The sequence below is a fragment of the Paenibacillus sp. NPDC057886 genome (genome assembly GCF_042796655.1).
Lineage (GTDB): Bacteria > Bacillota > Bacilli > Paenibacillales > Paenibacillaceae > Paenibacillus.
The window spans coordinates 767,816-787,389 of record NZ_JBHVMZ010000002.1 but is presented as its reverse complement, the minus strand read 5'-3'; the positions used below and the strand labels follow the sequence as shown (position 1 = coordinate 787,389).

19 protein-coding genes and 1 tRNA gene are annotated in these 19,574 nt (G+C 44.5%); 19 read left to right on the top strand and 1 reads right to left on the bottom strand.

Annotated elements, in window-relative coordinates:
- Window positions 1–8 precede the first annotated feature (8 nt).
- The 3 genes from ACFVQB_RS10595 to ACFVQB_RS10585 all read left to right on the top strand — a co-directional run bounded on the left by ACFVQB_RS10595 (window position 9) and on the right by ACFVQB_RS10585 (window position 1,348).
- Window positions 9–944: a mechanosensitive ion channel family protein gene (locus tag ACFVQB_RS10595; RefSeq protein ID WP_379437972.1), complete on the top strand. Its 936-nt coding sequence runs from the start codon at window positions 9–11 to the stop codon at window positions 942–944.
- Window positions 934–1,143 (top strand): DUF951 domain-containing protein, encoded by a 210-nt coding sequence (locus tag ACFVQB_RS10590; protein WP_379437969.1) that lies wholly within the window; start codon window positions 934–936, stop codon window positions 1,141–1,143. The genes ACFVQB_RS10595 and ACFVQB_RS10590 overlap by 11 nt, the downstream gene beginning before the upstream one ends.
- 114 nt (window positions 1,144–1,257) lie before the next feature.
- Window positions 1,258–1,348: transfer RNA gene (locus tag ACFVQB_RS10585), tRNA-Ser, on the top strand.
- Window positions 1,349–1,768: 420 nt separating this feature from the next.
- On the opposite strand, the gene ACFVQB_RS10580 is transcribed toward ACFVQB_RS10585, so the two are convergent.
- Window positions 1,769–1,963 (bottom strand): YjzC family protein, encoded by a 195-nt coding sequence (locus tag ACFVQB_RS10580; protein WP_379437966.1) that lies wholly within the window; start codon window positions 1,961–1,963, stop codon window positions 1,769–1,771.
- Window positions 1,964–2,164: 201 nt separating this feature from the next.
- Between ACFVQB_RS10580 and rpsF the strand changes: the two genes are divergently transcribed.
- From rpsF to ACFVQB_RS10500, 16 genes are all read left to right on the top strand, one after another.
- Complete coding sequence (gene rpsF, locus ACFVQB_RS10575; protein WP_024629534.1) at window positions 2,165–2,458, top strand: 30S ribosomal protein S6; 294 nt, start codon at window positions 2,165–2,167, stop codon at window positions 2,456–2,458.
- 48 nt (window positions 2,459–2,506) lie between these two features.
- Window positions 2,507–2,992 (top strand): single-stranded DNA-binding protein, encoded by a 486-nt coding sequence (gene ssb, locus ACFVQB_RS10570; protein WP_024629535.1) that lies wholly within the window; start codon window positions 2,507–2,509, stop codon window positions 2,990–2,992.
- 55 nt (window positions 2,993–3,047) lie between these two features.
- Window positions 3,048–3,320, top strand: a complete 273-nt coding sequence (gene rpsR / locus ACFVQB_RS10565; RefSeq protein WP_062327715.1) for a 30S ribosomal protein S18 — start codon at window positions 3,048–3,050, stop codon at window positions 3,318–3,320.
- 220 nt (window positions 3,321–3,540) lie between these two features.
- The gene (locus ACFVQB_RS10560) at window positions 3,541–4,134 is read left to right on the top strand and encodes a M15 family metallopeptidase (protein ID WP_379437963.1); all 594 of its coding nucleotides are present in this window, start codon (window positions 3,541–3,543) and stop codon (window positions 4,132–4,134) included.
- A 732-nt stretch (window positions 4,135–4,866) separates the two neighbouring features.
- Entirely contained in the window at window positions 4,867–5,865 is a 999-nt protein-coding gene (locus ACFVQB_RS10555; RefSeq protein ID WP_113053368.1) for an ABC transporter ATP-binding protein, read from the top strand.
- Between the two features lie 4 nt (window positions 5,866–5,869).
- Window positions 5,870–6,802, top strand: coding sequence for an ABC transporter ATP-binding protein (locus tag ACFVQB_RS10550; protein ID WP_379437959.1), 933 nt, complete (start codon window positions 5,870–5,872; stop codon window positions 6,800–6,802).
- A 7-nt stretch (window positions 6,803–6,809) separates the two neighbouring features.
- The gene (gene opp4B, locus ACFVQB_RS10545; protein ID WP_099857737.1) at window positions 6,810–7,772 is read left to right on the top strand and encodes an oligopeptide ABC transporter permease; all 963 of its coding nucleotides are present in this window, start codon (window positions 6,810–6,812) and stop codon (window positions 7,770–7,772) included.
- Window positions 7,773–7,801: 29 nt separating this feature from the next.
- Entirely contained in the window at window positions 7,802–8,707 is a 906-nt protein-coding gene (locus tag ACFVQB_RS10540) for an ABC transporter permease (RefSeq protein WP_063567375.1), read from the top strand.
- Between the two features lie 19 nt (window positions 8,708–8,726).
- Complete coding sequence (locus ACFVQB_RS10535; RefSeq protein WP_379437955.1) at window positions 8,727–10,553, top strand: oligopeptide ABC transporter substrate-binding protein; 1,827 nt, start codon at window positions 8,727–8,729, stop codon at window positions 10,551–10,553.
- 252 nt (window positions 10,554–10,805) lie between these two features.
- A complete protein-coding gene (locus tag ACFVQB_RS10530) occupies window positions 10,806–11,696 on the top strand; it encodes a D-alanyl-D-alanine carboxypeptidase family protein (protein WP_379437953.1) in 891 nt (296 codons plus the stop codon).
- 154 nt (window positions 11,697–11,850) lie between these two features.
- The gene (locus ACFVQB_RS10525; protein WP_379437950.1) at window positions 11,851–14,280 is read left to right on the top strand and encodes a S9 family peptidase; all 2,430 of its coding nucleotides are present in this window, start codon (window positions 11,851–11,853) and stop codon (window positions 14,278–14,280) included.
- 237 nt (window positions 14,281–14,517) lie between these two features.
- Window positions 14,518–16,110, top strand: a complete 1,593-nt coding sequence (locus tag ACFVQB_RS10520; protein WP_379437948.1) for an MFS transporter — start codon at window positions 14,518–14,520, stop codon at window positions 16,108–16,110.
- A 322-nt stretch (window positions 16,111–16,432) separates the two neighbouring features.
- The gene (locus ACFVQB_RS10515) at window positions 16,433–17,467 is read left to right on the top strand and encodes an LCP family protein (protein WP_379437945.1); all 1,035 of its coding nucleotides are present in this window, start codon (window positions 16,433–16,435) and stop codon (window positions 17,465–17,467) included.
- 185 nt (window positions 17,468–17,652) lie between these two features.
- Complete coding sequence (locus ACFVQB_RS10510; RefSeq protein ID WP_063567369.1) at window positions 17,653–18,078, top strand: CBS domain-containing protein; 426 nt, start codon at window positions 17,653–17,655, stop codon at window positions 18,076–18,078.
- A gap of 265 nt (window positions 18,079–18,343) precedes the next feature.
- Window positions 18,344–18,646 carry a MazG-like family protein gene (locus tag ACFVQB_RS10505; protein ID WP_024629547.1) on the top strand — a complete coding sequence of 101 codons (303 nt, stop codon included), beginning with the start codon at window positions 18,344–18,346 and terminating at the stop codon, window positions 18,644–18,646.
- Window positions 18,643–19,563, top strand: a complete 921-nt coding sequence (locus tag ACFVQB_RS10500; RefSeq protein WP_379437940.1) for a DUF2232 domain-containing protein — start codon at window positions 18,643–18,645, stop codon at window positions 19,561–19,563. The genes ACFVQB_RS10505 and ACFVQB_RS10500 overlap by 4 nt, the downstream gene beginning before the upstream one ends.
- Window positions 19,564–19,574: the final 11 nt, after the last annotated feature.

The window sequence follows — 19,574 nt, the reverse complement described above, 5'->3', positions numbered from 1 at the left end:
TTTGATCTATGTTGCCATTTAAGTTTGCTGAGGAGCCGAGTGCTCCAGAGAAGACTATAGAGGGAGCCATCCGCTGGACAGACCAATTATGGGATAAAGTCGCCGATGCAGATATGTGGTTTAATATTCTGTTCAGCTCGATCCGCATCGTTATTATTTTCATTATTACGCGTATTGTGATCAAGATTGTATCACGTATTATAGATCGCACGATGGCACGTAAGCAGGAAGGCAAGATTCGCGTCAACCCACGGAGATTTATAACAGTGGGAGAGTTGATGAAAAATGCGACTTCCATAACATGTAATTTCATTATGATTCTGTTACTGTTATCTGAGATCAATGTGAAAGTCGGACCATTGTTAGCGAGTGCAGGAGTACTTGGACTGGCTATCGGTTTTGGTGCCCAAGGATTGGTGAAGGATGTTATTACCGGTTTCTTCATTATATTGGAGGATCAATTTGCGGTAGGCGATGTTATTCAAACAGGTACCTATAAAGGAACGGTTGAGGTCATTGGCCTGAGAACGACTAAGCTGGTTAGCTGGCAGGGTGAGGTGCACATCATTCCAAATGGTACGATTGCAAGTGTAACCAATTTCTCAATGTCGAATTCCCTTGCGGTTGTGGACATTCCCATGAAGGGTGAACAGACCCTGGACGAGTCTGTACACTTGGTGAAACGAGCGTTGGCTGGGATTGAGGATCGCGATCTGAACATCGTTAAAGTACCAGACGTGCTTGGTATCCAGTCCATGTCTACCTCGGAATACGTGGTTCGCATTGTTGCTGAGTGCCTGCCGAACTCCAGAGCCTCTGTAGAACGTCAAATTCAGAGTGATGTGAAGAAAACACTGGAGTATCATGAGATGAGCAATCAGGCAGCATTAGAGCAAGCAGCAGCTCAGGAGAAGGATGAGGGGGATGGCATAGGTGGAGCGTAAAAGTTTCCAGCTTGGGGACATTGTGCAGATGAAGAAGCAGCATCCATGTGGCAGCAATGAGATGGAGATTATCCGGATGGGTATGGATATTCGCATTAAGTGTGTAGGATGTAAACACAGCGTATTAATTCCCAGAGCAAAATTCGAGAAAAACATGAAAAAGGTACTTCGTTCAACAGAGGATTCAGCTGATTCCTAATGCAATAATGCAGTTAATATTTACTTTGTTTCGCACTCCATAATAACGTTTACATGTAGGCGTAGCTCAGGTATTGCGTTCTGTAAATGATCATGCTATAATCATTATTGCTGCGGAAAGGTACCCAAGAGGCCCAAGGGGGCTGACTCGAAATCAGTTAGGCGTGTCACAGCGTGCGTGGGTTCGAATCCCACCCTTTCCGCCACTAATAGATCTTGCTTGAAATTGTAATTTAACAATTTACTCAACGTGTGTTGAGCTCTATACATGCAAGAAGACCTTCCATTTGGAGGGTCTTCTTTTTTTGATTATGTTGTCGTCTGAATTATTTGTAATTGAAAAAAAAAGAGCCCCTAAGGGCTCTTCATTCGGCGATGCATTTGGTTTGTTAGGAAACAATCGGTCGTAACAATCAGAAACTTGGCGTACTGCAAGTAGCAATACTCGTGCTTCAGACAAAGGCCTTACACACAACCATCTTGCTTCTTAAATTACGTGATGAATCTCCAACAGTGAATGATCGGCTTCGTTGTCCAACGGAACCACACCTCTCTCGTGCATCGCCTGATTGTATTATGTGCATTAGTACGTTTTATATACAGCAGTCTGAAAAAAATCTTTACGATTAGTGGACGCGGGCTTTGGTCAGCTTCTTCCACTTGCGATTCTTATTGCTTGTTTCAGGGAAAGCTTCACCCTTTTGGAGGGTGACCCGTTTCGGATTGTTAATTTCCGTATGAAAGCTCTTCTCACCAACCTCGGTGTACTCGCCATCGTTTGGAGCTTTGTCTCCTGGTTCAAACTCGGTTTTTTCACCCATGATAAAACCTCCTTGGCATAATGGATTTCAATGTTGCTTCTGTAGTGTGCTCCATTGGAGTTATGATCATGTGCAATAAGAAGAGGGAACGTTTGCTTGCATTGAGACGTCATTTTTGTTATATTAATATAGTTCGAGTTTGTGCTCGTTCCTTGCTCTCAACTTAGATTGAGGGCCAGAGTCCATAAGGAGGTGAAAATTATGCGCAAATATGAAGTGATGTACATTATTCGTCCTGATGTTGAGCAAGAAGTTGTTCAAGCTACAGTCGATAAATTCCAAGGCATCATCTCCAACGGCGGTGGTGAAGTTACAGCTCACGACGTTATGGGTAAACGCCGTCTTGCGTATGAGATCAAGAAATTCCGTGATGGTGTTTATGTTTTGGTACACTTCACTGCTGAACCAGCAGTAGTTACTGAACTTGAACGTCTCATGAAGATTTCTGACGAAGTAATTCGTTATCTCATTACAAACGACGTTAAGTCTGCTTAAGACAACTCGTGATCAACGCACCAATACGCTCTGAAGGAGGGGATTACATTGTTGAACCGTGTCATTCTGATCGGCCGGTTAACCCGGGATCCTGAGTTGCGTTATACTCCAGCTGGAGTAGCAGTTACGCAATTTACTTTGGCAGTGGACAGACCGTTTACAAGCCAAGGGGGAGAACGGGAAGCGGATTTCATTCCGGTCGTAACCTGGAGACAGCTTGCTGAGACTTGTGCAAACTATTTGCGCAAAGGACGCCTAGCTGCAGTCGAAGGACGCATTCAAGTACGGAATTACGAGAATAACGAAGGAAAACGTGTATACGTGACCGAAGTCATTGCCGATAACGTCCGTTTCTTGGAGTCAGCTAACCGTGATAATAACGGTGGTGGCGGTGGGCAACCGATGCGTGAAGAGCCTTCTTATGGAGGCGGCGGGCGCGCGAACAATAACAATAATTCGCGTAGCAACAATCAGGATCCTTTTTCCGATGACGGAAAACCGATTGATATATCGGATGATGATTTGCCATTTTAACGTGAACCGACACTCTTAGAGTGATTGGCTAAACGATAGGAAAGGACTGAAAAGCATGAGCTTCAAGCAAAGAGAAGGCGGAGACAACGATAAAAGACCGGCTCGCCGTGGCGGCCGTAACAAACGTCGTAAAGTGTGCTTCTTCACAGCTAACAAAATTACTCACATCGATTATAAAGATACGGACTTGCTTCGTAAATTTATCAGCGAGCGCGGAAAAATTTTGCCACGCCGTGTAACAGGTACTAGCGCTAAATATCAACGCATGCTGACGATTGCCATCAAACGCTCCCGTCAAATCGCATTGCTGCCATACACAACTGAGTAGTCTTACTCAGCATGAATACAAAGCAGTCGGCTTATAGCCGGCTGCTTTTTTGCATCTAGAAGTACATTAAGGGTGCTTCTCTCCTGGTAATTGGATATCGTAAGGAGATGCGAAGATAGAAGCAATTAAAGCGTAAATGATTTATAATAGAGTCTATTATATTGCTGATACCAGGTAGCGTGAATATGAACGAATATAGATTCGACCATCAGGAGAGAGCATGAATACATCCAAACGTAAAGTAAAACAGAAACGCAAGAGTAGTCTGAGATTTTGGATCGTAGCTACGTTGTTGCTTTCCATTATATATGTGTGGTTACAGCAAAAAGGAGACACCTATGATATTTGGCCACGAACCAACGTACAAGAAGAGGTGCCGATCACAGGGCTTCACCCGGTAGTTGCGGAAAGTGAGAAGTTGTTGGTTCGAAAGGCGGCTAGACGGGGGATTGAAGTCGTAATTACACATGATTTCCGCAGCATTGAGGAACAAGATGCCCTTTATAATCAAGGACGTTCCATTGCCGGAAATGTCGTTACCAACGCCAAAGGGGGAGAATCCTATCACAACTATGGTTTGGCCATTGATTTTGCATTGCGGACTCCTGAAGGAGATGTAGTGTGGGATATGGAACGTGATGATAACGGCAATGGAAAGGCAGATTGGCTGGAAGTTGTGGAACTTGCCAAAGAACTAGGGTTTACGTGGGGAGGAGATTGGGCTAATTTTCCGGATTATCCTCACTTGCAGATGGACTTTGGATTAAGCATCAATGATTTGAAGCGTGGTAAAAGACCTCCGGATGCGCAGTAGTTACGGTATTATATATACATCTTTATGTATAAATATTAGAAAAGCCTTGCATTTTGCAGGGCTTTTTGCTTGCTTTTGTAAAATAAATGATAAAAGATGACAATTTGTTCTTTACATAAGCGATTAAATGAAACTATACTATAATAACTAGAAATTTAACTTCAATCCTTTAGTAATATCTAAATTATACCTCTAAAAGTACAGAATTTGGATAGAAATCAATTTTACTTCCAAATGAAATATGTCCTCCACAATTCCCTCATACCTAACATAATATTTTGTTATATCTATATTTCTAACATTTAACTATACAACACGTGTAATGATAATGTCATATATTTAGATAATCGGTATTTTTAAGATTCCAACTCTACCATTGAAAGCGTCCAATCGATTCTAAAATTCCTTGATTTATTCCCTATAAAGTATAACTAATATCCAAAACTGTGCTATAAAAAACATTTATACCATAAATCTCAAATTAAGCATTGACGTCACCTAAATTTACACGTATGATTACATTAATTATTTTGCATTATAATCCCGCTAGGAATTGTCAGCATTAATTGACCATCGGTCTAAATAGCAGTAGTCAAAAATGGATTCTCCTAATGATTTGGTATTTTGTATACACTTTCGTTCGTTATCTTCAAGAACATGGAAATATACAGTGGATGCATTCTTCTACACATGAATACAGTCTGCAGAAATTATGGGGTTAGGGTGATTGATTTGAATACAGAGCTATTGGAAGTCAGAAATCTAACTACATCATTCAGAATTGAAGATGACTATTATGCAGCAGTTGATCACGTTAACCTTACGGTTAAAAAGAATGAAGTACTGGCTATTGTGGGAGAATCAGGATCGGGCAAGAGTGCTTTTGCTTTTTCGATTATGGGCCTGCATAACAAAGCCAAAATTGATGGGGAGATTCTGTACAAAGGGCAGAACATAGCTGGCATATCTCCCAACAAATTAAACAAACTCCGCGGTAAAGAAATGGGGATGATCTTTCAGGACCCACTTTCCGCATTAAATCCTCTGATGGTGATCGGTGAACAGATCGAAGAGATTCTGACACTGCATCAACCCAAGCTATCTTCGAAAGAAAAGAAAGACAAAGTTATTGATTTACTCAACCAAGTAGGGATTCCACGTCCCGAACAATTATACAAGCAATATCCTCACGAACTATCGGGTGGTATGAGACAGAGAGTTGTTATCGCGATTGCGATTGCCAATAAACCTGAATTGTTGATTGCCGATGAACCAACGACAGCGCTTGACGTTACAATCCAACTACAAATTCTGGAGCTTATCCGCGAATTGAAGAACGAGATTAACGCAGGAATCATCCTGATCACGCATGATCTGGGAGTCGTTGCCGAGATGGCTGATCGCGTTGCAGTTATGTATGCAGGTGAAATTGTTGAGATTGCAGATATCTATACTCTAATGACGGATGCCAAGCATCCATATACACGGTCTCTACTAAACTCTATTCCTACCATTTCTGAAGAAAAATCGAAGCTTCATGTCATTCAAGGTATCGTTCCTTCACTGAAAAATCTTCCTCGCCAAGGGTGCCGATTCAAGGCTCGAATTCCATGGATAAGTGATTCGGCTCATGAAGAAAACCCACAGATGCATGAAATTGCGCCAGGTCACTTTGTACGGTGTACCTGTTATCAGCACTTTCATTTCCCTGATCAAGCTGAGGAGGAATAACATAATGGCATTACTCGAAGTAGAAGGACTAAAAATTCACTTTCCGATTCGCGGAGGGTTGATCAAGCGTGAAATTGGTAACATCAAAGCGGTTGATGATGTGAGCTTCTCCATTGAGCAGGGGCAAACGTACGGCCTTGTAGGTGAGTCAGGCTCAGGCAAAACGACTACGGGTAGAGCCATTATTGGTCTGAACCATGTAACGGCTGGAAAAATCCTTTTCAACGGAAGAGATTTGGCTACCGAGCGGCGTAAAGACCGACAACTGCAGCGTGATGTGCAGATGATCTTTCAAGATCCGTACTCTTCGTTAAATCCCAAGAAACGGGTTATCGACATTATTGCTGAACCGTTCCGTAATTATGAACGGCTGACGGCTACGGAAGAGAAACGCCAGGTCAGAGACCTTCTGGAGAAGGTTGGATTGAGTCCCGAATCGATCTATAAGTATCCTCATGAGTTTTCCGGGGGCCAGCGCCAACGGATTGGCATAGCTCGTGCGATTGCATTGAAGCCGAAGCTGATCATCGCAGATGAGCCAGTATCCGCACTCGATGTATCTGTACAAGCCCAGGTGCTCAACTTTATGCAGGAAATTCAAAAAGAGTTGAATCTAACCTACCTGTTCATCAGTCACGATCTCGGCATTATCCGCCATATGTGTGATCAGATCGGAATTATGTATAAAGGTCGGTATGTGGAGCAAGGCACAACGGATGATATTTTTGAGAATCCACAACATATCTATACCAAGCGTTTAATTGCAGCCATTCCGGATATGGACCCAACCAAACGTGAAGAAATGGTAGCCTTCCGTCAGCAGGTCAAATCCGAGTATGAACATTCATACCGAAATTTCTTTGATGAGGAAGGGCTGGCATACTCGCTCCAATCCATTTCCGATACTCACCGAGTAGCTCTACCTCAGAAAGGTTGAAGACCATATGTGGAAAACGATAGTACGCAGAATTATCATTATGATCCCTCAGATCTTTTTGCTTAGCCTGCTGGTCTTTCTGATGGCCAAGGCGATGCCTGGTGATGCACTTACCGGATTACTCGATCCGAGTATTGATCCAAAAGCGCTGGATGAACAGCGGGAACGACTGGGGTTAAACAATCCATGGTATGTACAGTATTGGGATTGGATCAAAAATGCTGCACAAGGCGATTTCGGACAATCTTTCCGATTCAAAATGCCAGTATCTGATCTGATTGGTCAGCGTGTAGCCAATACGTTCTGGCTTGCACTGGCGACACTCGTGTTTACTTATCTGATTGCCATTCCACTTGGCATTATCAGTGGTCGGTACAACGATACCTGGTCTGATCGGTTAATCACAGGTTACACCTACTTGGGCTTTGCAGCCCCGTTGTTTATCTTCGCACTGGTGATGTTATGGATTTTTGGATTCCATTTTGGCTGGTTCCCAACCGGGGGAAGCGTGGAACCTGGACTTACACCAGGTACATTCAGCTATATAACAAGCAAATTCTATCATTTGTTATTACCTTCACTATCCATGGCATTAATTGCAACGGTATCTACCGTCCAATACTTGCGTAGTGAAATTATCGATATCAAGCACAAAGAATTCGTTCTTACTGCGAGAGCCAAGGGCGCCTCGGAATCTCGAATCTACAACAGGCATATTTTAAGAAACTCCTTGTTGCCGATCGCCGCATTTTTCGGTTATGAGATTACGGGACTTATCGGAGGTACCATCTTCATTGAGAGTATATTCAGTTATCCAGGTATGGGACAGTTGTTCCTGAATTCCATTTCTCTTCGGGATTTCAGTGTAGTAACTGCACTCGTTCTGTTATATGGCATAGCTACAATCCTGGGATCGTTGCTGTCTGACATTATTCTGGGTATTGTTGATCCGCGTATCCGGATCAAGTAAGAACTTGAAGATTTCGGGGTGAAAATAAGATGAGCAAGGCCAATGATGTCGTTATAACTTCACAGAAGATTGATAAGAGCCCCTCCAGCTTGAGTATCTTGTGGCGGGAGCTTGTCAGAGATAAGGTGGCACTAATCTCGCTCATATTTTTGGGACTGGTCATACTACTGGTCTATGGAACTTCTTTGATCCTGGATCAAGCTGAAATTGTTAAAGTAGATTTATTCGCTTTGTATGAGCCGCCTTCCGCGCAGTATTGGCTGGGAACTGATTACGGCGGTCGCGATGTGTTCGGACAACTGATCATCGGTACACGTAACTCTCTAACCATTGGTATTATCGTCACGCTAATGACTGGTTGTATAGGTATCCTGGTGGGTCTGTTATCCGGTTACTTCGGTGGAATGATCGATAACCTGTTTATGCGCGTAGTTGATTTCTTCATGATTCTTCCGATGTTGATGATTGTTATCGCGTTTGTTACTGCAGTACCCAAATATAATATTGTATCTTTCTCATTAATCATGACAGCTTTTCTCTGGATGGGGATTGCCAGGTTGATCCGCTCCAAAGCATTACAGGAACGGGAACTGGACTATGTAAAAGCTTCAAAAACATTAGGTTCGTCCCATCTGAAGATTATGCTCTCACAGGTTCTTCCTAATCTTAGCTCCATCATCATCGTAACGATGACGTTGAACCTCGCTGCCAATATTGGCCTCGAATCGGGACTGTCCTTCTTGGGATTTGGATTCCCGGAAAGTACACCCAGTCTTGGAACACTCGTAAGCTATGCTCGTAATCCGCAAACACTGGAATACAGATGGTGGATATGGCTACCTGCGTCAGTACTGATTCTGGTATTGATGTTGAGTATAAATAATGTCGGACAGGCCCTGAAGCGTGCGACTGATGCAAGACAAAGAAGAGGTTAAAAAAAGGGAGGAAAGGTTCATGAAAAAGGGATTATTTTCACGGGGACTATTTTTCACAATGATGTTGGTCTTCGTACTTGCGCTTGCGGCGTGCTCGGAGAAAGAGGCGGCAACACCAACGCCTTCTACGAACACAGGGGAAACCAAAACAGAGGAGAAGCCTACCAAAGAAGAGGGCGTTTACTCTATCGAAGATTTCAACAATGTCAAAACGAATGAAGGGACTGCCATTGAGGGCGGATCCGTTACATTCGGACTTGTATCAGATACTGCTTTTGAAGGAACACTGAACTTCAACTTCTATTCGGGTAATCCGGATTCACAGGTTCTGCAATGGTTTGACGAGGGTTTGCTGACTTGGGACAAAGACTATGTATATACCAACGATGGTGCAGCAACGTATGAAACATCGGAAGATGGCAAAACGTTCACACTGACCATTCGTGATAATGTAAACTGGCATGATGGCAAGCCGGTAACGGCTGAAGATTTGCAGTTTGCTTATGAAGTTATCGGTAACAAGGCTTATGATGGTCCACGTTACGATTCCAACTTTACAAGTGTAGTAGGTATGGATGAATATCACGCTGGAAAAGCAAAAACGATCTCTGGGATCAAGGTTCTTAGCGAAAAACAAATTAGCATTACGTACAAAGAATCTACACCTTCCTTGCTGACAGGTGGCGTATGGACATATCCGCTGGCTAAACATATCTTTGGTGATATGGATGTAGCGAAAATGTCTTCTTCCAAAGAAGTACGTGAGAAACCAATCGGTTTTGGTCCATTCAAAGTGGAAACAATCACTCCAGGTGAGTCTGTAACTTTCGTTAAAAACGATGACTACTGGCGCGGAGCTCCAAAACTGGACAAAGTGACTTTGAAAGTAATCAACCCAACAACGGTTGTTCAAGAATTGAAATCTGGCGGGGTAGACCTCGTGGATTCATTCCCGACAGATCAATATAAAGACAATGCCAATATGTCCAACGTTGAATTCCTGGGTGCAATTGATCGTGCTTACACCTACATCGGTTTCAAACTGGGCACATGGGATGCAGACAACGGTAAAGTTGTAACAAACCCAGATGCAAAAATGGCTGACAAAAATCTGCGTAAAGCAATGTGGCTTGCTGTAGATAACGACCAGGTTGGTAAACGTTTCTACAACGGTCTACGTTGGAATGCAACAACACTGATTCCACCTTCTCACCCAGAATTCCATGATTCCAGCAATCCGGGTGTAGCTTATGACCCAGAAGCAGCGAAAAAATTGCTCGACGAAGCAGGTTATAAACTGGATGGAGAATTCCGTACGAAACCAGACGGTTCCCCACTTGAGATTAACTTTGTATCGATGACAGGTGGCGATACAGCTGAACCACTGGCACGTTACTACGTTCAATCATGGGCAGCAATCGGTCTGAAAGTAAACCTGGAAATGGTTGAGTTCAACAATTTCTATGACCGTGTAGGTAACACAGGTAAAGATGATCCGAATATTGATGTGTATCAAGCTGCTTGGGGCGTAGGAATTGACGTAGATCCAGCAGGTCTGTATGGCCGTGATGCACTGTATAACTTCTCTAGATTCTCTAGCGAAGAAAATGACAAATTGCTGGCACAAGGTGTATCTGCTGAAGCGTTTGACGTAGACAAGCGTAAAGAGATCTACAACCAATGGCAGCAGTACATGGTTGATGAAGTTCCTGTATTCCCTACACTGTACCGTGCTGTTGTAGCACCAGTGAACAAACGTGTAATGAACTACGCGATTGGTGATGGAACTGGCATTTACCTGAATGATCTGGCAGTTAATGCGGATAAAGCTGTTGTAGCAGAGTAATAAAAAAAGCATTAGCAACAGTAAGGATTGGGGTCCTTTTAAGAATTCGGTTGCTAGATCTTATTGAAAAGATTCTTCTAGGTATGAATAGAAAAATTCTTGAAAAGCATGGATTCCGTACACTCTGGCATGGGGGTATGGGGTCCATGTTTTTTTGGTAACAAAAAAATAAAAAAAATTTAACTTTTTTTATAAAAAGTGCAGACAAAATGCCTCTTCACTTCGTCTATATCTGTAAGAGGTGATTTTCCGATGAAAAGATGGTGGATACGGGCAGGAATGCTGCTGGCTCTACTGGTCATTATATATTTGGGTGTAAAACCGGACATGCTGGTGGGCAAACCGGGAATTAAAGCCGAATCAGCTGTATTAATGGATATGAACTCTGAGCAGATTCTAATCAACTTTAACGGCTCTGAAGAAATTGCAACGGCAGGAATCAGTAAATTGATGACAGAACTACTTGTGATGGAAGCCGTGATTAACGGAGAGTTGCGTTGGGACGATCCTGTGAGTATCAGTTTGTATGCAAGTTCAGTAGGTGGCAGCCACCTGGGTTTGAAACAAGGGGAGCAGTTCACTGTGCAGGAGCTATTCCAGATTGTAGCCGTCTATTCCGCGAATGATGCCGCTATTGCTCTGGCTGAACATATCAGTGGGACAGAGCAGACTTTTGCACAAAAGATGAATCAGAAGGCTATAGAGATCGGACTGTCTGACAAGACGGTGTTTACCAATGCAACAGGTTTAAGCGAAAAACGACTTGGTCCGAATCGTCCGAAGGAAATACAAGGGCAGACCGTAATGACCGCTGTAGATGCATGCAAGCTTGCACGTTATCTGCTGAACAACTACCCCGAAATATTGAGAGTTTCCAGCCAAATGCAGGTATCGATGCACCAAAAAGGAATGTACATGAGCAACACCAACTGGATGCTGTCCTCTATTGGCGGACCCTATGCTTACGATGGTAACGATGGATTGAAGACCGGATACGATGAAGATTCCGGCTATCACTTCGTTGGAACGGCTGAGCGAAATGGCAAGCGACTGATCTCCGTTGTACTGGGTTCGGATAGTCGTGAGGGACGTTTTATCGAGACACGAAAGTTGTTCAATTATGGATTTTCCGGCTCAAAGTAAGGGATATTTGAAAATTACATGACATGTTATACAACCAATGCTCTTTAATGGAAATTTGAGGGGCTGTACGCTGTTAACCTATGGTTGATCATGGTAAAATGTTTTACGTATAATTCCAAATTATTATGTAATTCACTTTAAAGGGGGAAATAGCTTGAACGCAATAAGTAAAAAGGTATATGCTCTCACGCTTAGCATGGCGATGTCAATCGCTCTGATTCAACCAGCGGTCCAGGCAGCAGAAGCGGTGAAGCCTACGGCGACAGTCGCTGAATCCATTGCTTCGAAGGCAACACAGACACTACAGCAACTGGGATACATAGATGGCACAACAGATGGAATGAGAGACTCACAAGCGCCAATTACCCGTGCTCAGGCGGCAATCATTCTGCAGCGTGTACTTAAACTGGATGCTCCAGCGTCTCTTACTGGTTTCGCAGATGTGTTGGCTAAGGATGAAGCTGCTCCTGCCATTTACGCGCTGAAGCAAAGTGGTCTTATTCAAGGACAAGCCAAAGGGTATGCACCAGATGCACCTCTCACAAAAGCACAGATGGCATCGTTGTTTACTCGGGCATTTGAACTGAAGGATAATGGCATTCAGGTTGTATACAGCGATATGGCGCAGATTCCGAAGGTACATACGGAGGATGCCATTCGTCTGAAGCAGCATTTTATAATTGAAGGTAGAGCGTTTAACGCCAAAAATTCGGTGACCCATGGTGAGTTTGCTGATGCGCTGTACCTCGCTCTTGGACTTGAGGTGCAGTCAGAAGGTCTCACACCTCTGGAAGACTTCTTCAAACAGCCGGCTCAAGCAGGATTCCAGATGTCTCCGGATGGTAAACATCTGGCTTACATGGAGCCTTGGAACAACCGAATGAATATCGTGGTGAAAGAGAATGGTCAGGACAAGTCGGTACGTATCACGAGTGAGACAGAGCGCAGTATAGCGGGATTTGTATGGGCGACAAAGGATAAGCTGTTGTATGTAAAGGATGAAGCAGGAGATGAGAACTATCATATTTATGTAACGGATATCGATGGTAAGAACAGCAAGGATCTGACACCATATCCGAATACAAGAGCGATCCTGGTAGACTCCCTGGAGAATATTCCAGATGAAATTCTAGTGGGCATGAACAAACGTGATCCGCGGATCTTTGATGTGTACCGGATTAACATCAAGACAGGTGAGGCTGTGCTTGCTGCAGAGAACCCGGGCAATATTACAGGCTGGCTTACGGACCATGAGGGTAAAATCCGTGTGGCCATATCCAGTGATGGTAATGTCTCTTCGTTGATGTATCGTGAATCGGAAGATAAACCATTTGAGAATTTGATGACCACCAAGCTCGGAGAAACCTTTGCCCCGGTGATGTTCACGTATGACAACAAAAACATCTATGCTGTATCCAATCTGGAGCGGGATAAAACTGCGATTGTCGAATACAGCCCAAGCAGCAAAAAAGTAACGAAAACCATCTATGAAAACAAGGATGTGGATGTATCCAGTTTCGTTCCTTCTAAAGAAAAAGGCACAATCCTTGCAGCAGTTTATGAGACGGACAAGATTAACTATGAATACTTGGACAATGATTTCAAAAAATTGATGCAGGATATCCAGGCGAAAGTTCCGGGTAAAGAAGTAAGCATTTCAAACATAAGTGAAGAAGGACAGGTTCTGTTCGTTGCGTATAGCGATAAATCCATGGGTACCTATTACTTCTACGATTCCAAGACGGGTAAGCTGGATAAATTAGCTGACGCGGCACCTTGGATTGATGAGAGTAAAATGTCGGATGTAAAACCCATTACGTACAAGTCACGTGACGGTTTAACGCTTCATGGTTATCTGACCCTCCCACAAGGAGCTGAGGCTTCCCAATTGCCACTGGTAGTTGTTCCGCATGGTGGACCTTGGGCCCGAGACTCGTGGGGCTTCAATCCCGAAATTCAATTTCTCGCAAGTCGTGGTTATGCCGTACTACAGGTGAATTTCCGTGGCTCTACTGGATACGGCAAGGAATTCCTGGATGCCGGCAACAAAGAGTGGGGTAAAGCGATGCAGGACGATCTCACAGACGGCGTAAATTGGCTGGTTGAAGAGGGAACGGTTGATGCGAAGCGTGTAGCCATTTATGGTGGATCCTATGGTGGATATGCTGCTCTGGCAGGACTGGCCTTCACACCAGATGTCTACGCCGCAGGAATTAGCTATGTTGGGCCATCCAATCTGTTCACGCTGCTGGATTCACTGCCACCTTACTGGGAGTCGGAGCGCAACATGTTCTATGAACGTATGGGTGATCCGGAGAAAGACAAGGAGCTGCTGACAGCTGTCTCGCCACTGTTTCATATCGATCAGATGAAAGCCCCATTGTTCGTGGTTCAGGGCGCAAATGATCCGCGTGTCAAACAGGCCGAGTCTGATCAGATCGTGGAGGCTCTGCGCAAGCGTGGAGTAGATGTGCCTTATATGTTAAAAGCTAATGAAGGACATGGCTTCGGCAATGTTGAAAATCAATTGGATTTATATCGTGCAATTGAGAAATTCCTGAATCGCCACCTGATGAAGCAATAGTAGGTTAGTTCAACAAAGAAGGCCGTCCCACGGGTTCCATCCAACCTGAGGGACGGTTTTGTTTTGTGGAGCAGGGAATGAGTGAATAGGTATACAAGCATATTAATAAATTGACATATACAATGAATCTGCTTTAAAATGACCAGTGAGTCATTAATGTTCGATTCGGTTTAATATATATGTATCATTACAGCCTTACGCTGCTGGATTGCAATCTGATTGGGGAGGAAACATGTGATGCAAAAACAAATGAAATGGCCGCTTATCCTATTTGCTATCGGAGTGTTTATGGCTGCGCTGGATAACGGGATTATTACATCATCCCTGACGACTTTAAATGCGTCGTTTGGCGTGTCGCCGACGTGGGGAGCATGGACAATCACGCTCTATACGCTCGGACTTGCGGTGAGTGTGCCGATTGCGGGTAAGCTCTCCGACCGTTATGGACGCAAGAAGCTGTTTCTGATTGAAGTGGCTTTGTTCGGAATCGGGTCTTTACTCGTTGCGCTAAGCACATCGTTTACCTTCTTCCTGATTGCTCGTGTCATCCAGGCGTTGGGTGGTGGCGGGATTTTTATCATTGCGAGCTCTTACGTATTAAGTAAGTTCCCAGCGGAGCGTCAGGGTACAGCCTTGGGTCTTCTGGGAGGTATGAACGGGGTTGCGGCGATTCTTGGGCCGAATATCGGTGCTTTTATTCTCGACATCACGGGGAATTGGCATTGGTTGTTCTTGATTAATGTACCGATCGCCATTTTGTTGTTTATTGCAGGCATCCGTTATATTCATGAAGAACAGGAGCTGAGCCGTAAGGCGGTGGACTGGAGTGGTATCGCGGTCCTGACGCTGGGTGTGCTCAGTCTGATGTACAGCTTCAGCAACCTGGATGGTGTAAATATGCTGCAAAGTCTTGGATCACCGATGTTCTATGGCTTCTTCCTGGCAGGTGTGGTCATTCTGGTTCTCTTCTACTTTCTTGAAAAAAGGCTGGAAGGATCACAACGTGAGCCTGTCGTATCCACGCAGCTTCTGGGCATTGCGTCCTTCCGTTGGACGCTGCTGATTGCCTTTTTCTCGGGAGCCATTCTGGCATCCGTGATCTTCATTCCAGGCTTTGTTGAACAATACCTTGGGGTATCCAACACAGCCTCCGGCTACTGGTTTACACCACTTGCCCTGGCTTCCGGGATCGGAGCGGGTGGTGGAGGTTATCTTGTCGATCGCAAAGGGCCGATCTGGACGTTATCGGTGGCCGGACTGTTATCCGCTATCGGCTTCCTGCTCTTCCCGCTTTGGGTAGAGCATATCTGGCAATTTGTGATTGCGAGTGTACTTGTGGGGATTGGCTTCGGTATGATGCTGGGAGCTCCAGTGAACGTGCTCGTTACTGAGCAAGCGGGTGAGAACAACAAGGGCATTGCGGTAGCGACCAGTTCCTTGTTCCGTCAGATGGCTATGGCGATTGCGCCAACCATTTTTGCCGGCTTCCTGGCTCGCTCCTTCTCTAATCTGGGATCCAATATTCAGCAGGGTCTTGCAGATCAGGGCTTTCAGGTGTCGCCCGTAGAGCTTCAACAATATGCGTCTGGCGGCGGTACAGCTTCAGGGAGCGATATTTCCAGCATAACCGAAGGACTGTCCCAAATTCCTGATCCCGGCATTCGAGATGTGCTGCTGCAGGCTCTACATCAGACAACCGGCGAGGGTTACAGTGGGCTGTTCTGGTCTGCGGTTATTTTCAGTGTACTCACGCTGGTGGCTGCGTTTATTACAGGAAGACAGCGTCATAAAGAGAAGCGGAATCGGGTGGAGACAGCATCAACAAACTGAATGGATGGACATTCCACATCAAGAGAACAGTGCACCTTTTGCCAGTAAAAAAAGGAGCGCTGTTCTTTTCAATTTAACCGTATTGTAACTTTTCATCATCCAGCAATGATTACAATAGAACGAGCGTGAGCGGCGTTCTCTTTTCAGATAGAGAAAACTTCAGAGAACACCGTGTCACCAGCCATTGCGCACGTTTAATGGTAAGTATATAAGTTGTACTATTTAATTAACACTGTACCGTTGCGGGGTCAGGACAAGTTAAATTCAACTTATATAGTAGTAGTATCGAATTTCATTTTGACAGTGAAGAAGGAATCGATGGATGACAAGCAGAACTAAAGATAAGAAGAAGAAAAGAAGAAAAGGTCTATATATAACGCTCGTATCGCTCGTTGTTTTGTTAATCGGGGGCTATTTGTTTCGTCAGCAGCTTGCTGTAGCGGCCTTCGATCTGTTTCTCGCTGGTTCAGTTGAAGACCAATTGTCCCGTTCCTATGTTCCTCAGGAGGGCAACAATACGCCTGATCCAACAGTATATCGCAAAGAACCGTTCTCGGTGTTGCTGCTAGGTTCAGACAAGCGTGCCTATGAGAAAACGCGTGGGCGCTCAGACACGGTTATCTATGCCGTTGTTCGTCCGAAAGAATCCCGCGTACTCCTGGTATCGATTCCTCGTGACACCTATGTGCAGATTGTTGGACGTGATGCCAACAAGGATGGCGAGGATGATTATGACAAGCTCGCGCATGCCTACGCTTTCGGTGGGGAGAATATGTCTATCAATACGGTGGAGAAATTTCTCGATGCGGATGTAGGTTACTATGCAACAATTAATTTTGACGGGATCAAGAAAGTCGTTGATGCGCTTGGTGGCGTGAAGCTGCCGATTGATGAGGACATTGTGAACAAGAACCCGGAACATGTGCAGTTCACAATAGAAGGCGGTAAGCCGATCTACGACGGGCAGGAAGCACTTTACTATGTAAGATACCGTGAGGATAGCGATTTTAATCGCACCAAGCGGCAGCAGATTTTCCTGAATGCCATGGCGAATGAGATGCTTAATCTGAACGCTATCAGCAAAATCCCGGAATTGATTCAGATTATGGGAGACAGCTTCCAGACGGATATGCAACCTTCCTTCATTATTGATCTGGCCAAACAGGTGCTGACTCAGGAAAAACCGCAAATCTCAAGCTTCACTATTTTGGGCGAAGGGATGCGTAAAGACGGAATTTACTACGGCAAGGCAGATGAGAAAGATGTCCAATATGCCAAAGAGCTGATTAACAACTGGATGGATCAGTCGACCCCAGCCGGTGAAGTGATGATTCCTGACCGGCAGAAGATCGAGTAACCAATTCCATACAGACGTTATGTTTTAGACAACGATCAGCAGTGCGTTTATTGGCGGGCTGCTGTTTTTTTTACTTTGTAGAAGGAATCATGTCCTTTTGGAACATCTTGCGTTCTAATGCGTACTATGTAAGTTGAATGTAATAAGCTGACTGATGAAATTTCACAAGGAGGATACTTAAGGGTATGAACATCGCATTTTTTTTGCTGCCCAAACAAGAAGTTACATGCGTGACGTCGGATTCTACTCTGCGGCAAACGTTGGAACGGATGGAATATCATCGGTTCACGGCGGTACCCATTTTGAATAAGGAAGGCAAATATATCGGCACGGTTACCGAAGGTGATCTGTTGTGGTATATGAAGAACGCCGAGGGAAAGATCACATTTGAAAACGCTTCAAAATTCCTGCTCAAGGACGTTCCACTTCGATTGGATATCAAGCCGGTATCCATTGAAGCCAACATGGAGGATTTGATTAATCTGGCCAAAGTGCAGAACTTTGTGCCGGTCGTCGATGATATGGAGCGCTTCATTGGGATCGTAAGACGGAGTCAGATTATTGAGTATTGCGAGGGTATTGTAGCCAAGGAATCGATGAAAGTGAAGTAAGTCGAAACAAATTTTTGATATTGTTGCAATAGCGTGGATAATCACAGCCGTCCGGTATCATGTTAAACTTAAGAAGAGCTGAACAAGATCGAACTTAAATGAATTTTCCACAAGATAAAATACGATTTCGTTGTACGGGGTCCCCGCAAAGCACCTGAGATAAGTTTCGGAGGACTTCTCCGCATTTTGGGGTAATTTTGCGGCCCCCCTTTTTATGCTATAATGGAGAATAAAGCTTTTTCGGGGGAGAGTGACTTTCGCCAATATGCCTAAAGAACTGGATGTAGCCAAACGCGCTAAAGTGATTGAATGGCTTAAAACCGAAGTGCTTGATCAGGTATCCCGATTATTCAAAGCGTTATGGGAAGGCAGTACAACCCGAATCGGGGACAGTCTCGCCAGTTTGATGATGAGTAGTTACATATTGGGCCGCAGGCTCGGTATTCCTTTCAAGGATCTGGATGCACTGCTTGTTGAGAAATTGAAAAAGCATAAACAGGAAGGTCACCAGTTGGAAGATTGGTACCAGGATATTTCCGCGCTAGAAGATCACATGCGTAAGAGGTGAATTTGTTGAAATTTAGCTTTAAATCAGCTGTCTGGAGCGTAGTTTATCTGCTCTTGCTACTTTCGCTGTTAACTCCTTTATCGGTTTTGGCCATATTTTTCATGATGATACCAGGAGTTATTTTGTTTGCTTCATTACCGGTAAAATCATTCGTATGGCATCTCGTCCCAGTGGCGATTATTTTAGCCGTGTTTAGTCCGATTTATTTGTTATTACTGCTTTTGTTCACCCTGCCCGCCATTGTTATGGGCAATGCGTACAAGAAGAAGAAGTCGGCCCTGTTCGCCTTAATGGCAGGAAGTGGAGCCATGCTGGCGGAATATCTGTTGCTCCTGTTGATTGGAAGTGTAATCTTCCAATTTGATTTGTCGAGTTATATTGATGATGTGGTCAGATTGACAATTGAGCCCTTGACGAATACATCCAGTCAGATGGTAAATGGGTTTGTATGGACACCTGAAATGACTCAGGATGTCGCAAGACAGACGCAGCTTATGATTCCATTCGCCTTGGTGGTCACGTCTCTGGTCATGGCTTTAATTACACATCTCATTGCACGTCCGATTCTGAACGTTATGGGCGTGGTTGTACCGAAATTCCCACCTGCGCGTGAATGGCGTATGCCGCGTGCACTGATCTGGTATTACTTCCTGGCATTGTTGTTCGAAGTGATATCCAGACAGAGTGACGGAACGTACTGGACCATGATTGCCATGAACCTGTCGCCTCTAATCAATTTGGGCTTCATGATTCAAGCGATCGGATTCTTCTTCTTTCTCTCACATGCAAAGAAATGGAATCCGGTTGTACCGTATTTGCTGGCGGCAGCAGTCTTCTTCATTGGACCGCTGCGGATTATCGGGATTATCGATCTGGCGTTCCCGCTTCGCGAGGCAATATCGAAACCAAAACGATAGGGTGATGAGTC

Excerpts from the sequence above, each read along its gene's own strand:
- rpsF (WP_024629534.1), top strand. The coding sequence starts at position 2,165 with ATGCGCAAATATGAAGTGATGTACATTATTCGTCCTGATGTTGAGCAA.
- ACFVQB_RS10535 (WP_379437955.1), top strand. The coding sequence starts at position 8,727 with ATGAAAAAGGGATTATTTTCACGGGGACTATTTTTCACAATGATGTTG.
- ACFVQB_RS10520 (WP_379437948.1), top strand. The coding sequence starts at position 14,518 with ATGCAAAAACAAATGAAATGGCCGCTTATCCTATTTGCTATCGGAGTG.
- ACFVQB_RS10505 (WP_024629547.1), top strand. The coding sequence starts at position 18,344 with ATGCCTAAAGAACTGGATGTAGCCAAACGCGCTAAAGTGATTGAATGG.
- ACFVQB_RS10515 (WP_379437945.1), top strand. The coding sequence starts at position 16,433 with ATGACAAGCAGAACTAAAGATAAGAAGAAGAAAAGAAGAAAAGGTCTA.
- ACFVQB_RS10580 (WP_379437966.1), bottom strand. The coding sequence starts at position 1,963 with ATGGGTGAAAAAACCGAGTTTGAACCAGGAGACAAAGCTCCAAACGAT.
- ACFVQB_RS10595 (WP_379437972.1), top strand. The coding sequence starts at position 9 with ATGTTGCCATTTAAGTTTGCTGAGGAGCCGAGTGCTCCAGAGAAGACT.
- opp4B (WP_099857737.1), top strand. The coding sequence starts at position 6,810 with ATGTGGAAAACGATAGTACGCAGAATTATCATTATGATCCCTCAGATC.
- ACFVQB_RS10550 (WP_379437959.1), top strand. The coding sequence starts at position 5,870 with ATGGCATTACTCGAAGTAGAAGGACTAAAAATTCACTTTCCGATTCGC.
- ACFVQB_RS10560 (WP_379437963.1), top strand. The coding sequence starts at position 3,541 with ATGAATACATCCAAACGTAAAGTAAAACAGAAACGCAAGAGTAGTCTG.
- ACFVQB_RS10510 (WP_063567369.1), top strand. The coding sequence starts at position 17,653 with ATGAACATCGCATTTTTTTTGCTGCCCAAACAAGAAGTTACATGCGTG.
- rpsR (WP_062327715.1), top strand. The coding sequence starts at position 3,048 with ATGAGCTTCAAGCAAAGAGAAGGCGGAGACAACGATAAAAGACCGGCT.
- ACFVQB_RS10530 (WP_379437953.1), top strand. The coding sequence starts at position 10,806 with ATGAAAAGATGGTGGATACGGGCAGGAATGCTGCTGGCTCTACTGGTC.
- ACFVQB_RS10540 (WP_063567375.1), top strand. The coding sequence starts at position 7,802 with ATGAGCAAGGCCAATGATGTCGTTATAACTTCACAGAAGATTGATAAG.